General features: G+C 31.3%; 2 protein-coding genes. Both read right to left on the bottom strand.

Annotated features, from left to right (window positions below; genetic code table 11):
- Positions 1-32: 32 nt before the first annotated feature.
- Complete coding sequence (locus AX762_RS11350) at positions 33-1547, bottom strand: lipopolysaccharide biosynthesis protein (RefSeq protein WP_071849243.1); 1515 nt, start codon at positions 1545-1547, stop codon at positions 33-35.
- Positions 1548-1588: 41 nt separating this feature from the next.
- Positions 1589-2171: CDP-glycerol glycerophosphotransferase family protein (locus tag AX762_RS11345; RefSeq protein ID WP_177244107.1), on the bottom strand; the 583-nt coding region annotated here is incomplete at its 5' end.

Below are 2171 nucleotides of genomic sequence, written 5' to 3'. Positions count from 1 at the left end.
GATAACCCGTTATTACCGCATCCTTGTTTTAATTATCTTTTAATGATATTTATCAAAATGTATTTATAATATTTAAATTCTCTTGTTCTGAAGAAAAACAGTATAAAAATAATGTTTGGCATGACCGTACACAAAATAAGCTTTATGATAAACGAACTTATCGAGGAGTCATTGAACATGTTTGATGTATACCAAGTTAATAATCCTGCCAATAGTGTAATCATTGAAAAAACAATGATTTTCCAAAAATATTTTCTTACTCTCATTTTAAATCCATACTTGAATAGAATAAAAGGTTCTACCCATAAGCTAGTTGTAAGGGTAGCAATCAGAGTACCCAGAAACACTCCAATCAATCCAAGCCTTGAAACTAACATAAGTGAGAGCGACAAATTTATCAAAGCTTCAAATAATGGCTTATATCGGTCTTTCCAGAATAATCCCATTGCATTACGGAAAACAAGGACCGTTTTTCTTATTACTGCCAGATAACCATTCCCTACAATCATCAACACAATGAGAGTACTTAAAACAAATTCTTCACCTACCCACAAGGTTATAAATGGGTTCAGTAAGACTTGTAAACTTATCGCTGAAAATCCACCGATCCATAAATTCAAAAATAAAACATTGCTGAATACATCGTATTTTTTTTCTTCAGACTCAGTTACATCCAAATTACCAACAGATGCAGTTATAGGATTAAACATCAGTGTGACAATCGTTATGATCGCATTCACTATCATAAGGTAATTAGAATATACTCCCACAACTGCAATACCCAAAAATCTCGAAATAATTATATTGTCAGTACTATTTACTACGATACTGCCAATTTTGTGAGAAAACATCGCAGCTATATTTTTAGCCATTGTCCTTTTCTCTTCTTTAGGTAGGGTTAATGTGGTGTTTCTTTTTTTTATGTATGGATAATAGTTATCCGCTTTTTTTGATATAATTATGTTGCCGATTAAGGTGATACACAACAACCATAATAAATAATAAAAATAACTTTTAACCATAGATAAAATAATGATCCCAATTATATACCTAGCTATGGTAACAATGATTTCATTCACCGACACAATGTACTCTTTTTGATCCACAACAAATATTGACGCTTTATATATAAGAAAGTATGATGCCGCAGATTTCAGGATGTATAATAAAAAGTATATCCTAACGTTTGAAATGTTTTGATTATCTACAATAAAAAAATCAAGAAAAGGAACGATCGCTAATCCTAATAATAGAATGACAATCCCTATCGTTTTATATAACTTTGCATAGATACTCATCAAAAGATTGATTTTACTTGTATCCTTATCAGCCATTGGTTTGTACATACTGTAGACTATAGCCGTCCCCACACCAAGCTCTGCTAAAGACAGCATAGATACAATATTACTAAACAGACCATGAACCCCTAAATACTCAGCTCCCAATACATTAATGAATATAGAACGTTCAATGAAACTGAGTAGAATAATTATAATTTGCAAGGAAACTGATGCTATTGAGTTCTTGATTGCTTTTTCTATTCTCAACTGCGCTCCACCTCGATTAGTCAATTATGCAAAAAATGAGATTACTTCCCTATAGTATTCATGATTGATTCAAAATTCCGTCTGGAGTTATCCTTATCATGAAGAGGAAAAAAAAGGTCTCTTCTTAATTTGTATACATCAGTCTCAAATTCGTTTCTTTGTATATGAGACTCGATTGCCTCAATTAATTTATTTTTTTCTGATAATACCGGACCAAAACCATCTTTCTTGTAGTCAAAATAACCTTTTGAATAATGTGATTCACGAAATTCATTATAATCGAACTGATAATATAGGACTGGCTTATCCATGTACGCAAAATCAAAATATACGCTTGAATAATCAGTAATCAAAAGATCTGATTCCTTCAATAAATTTTGAACATCATAGCTTTTTAGATCAGCTAAGTGAATTTTGGTACTGTTCACCTCAAATGCATGTACAAACTTTTGTATTTCATAGTGTGGATAAAAAACTAATTCATAATCGCTCTCATCCAATATTTCAATTAAATTGCTGTCATTTATTAAATCATTGTACCTTTTATAATAATCAGTGTTTCTAAATTCAGCTACCCCTCTCAAAGAGCTAAGCCACATTCGCCAGGTTGGCATAATTATTATT

The organism is Alkalibacterium sp. 20, assembly GCF_001885615.1.
Classification (GTDB): Bacteria; Bacillota; Bacilli; order Lactobacillales; family Carnobacteriaceae_A; genus Alkalibacterium.
The sequence above is the reverse complement of the archived record's forward strand: the minus strand, read 5'-3'. Positions and strand labels throughout refer to the sequence as shown.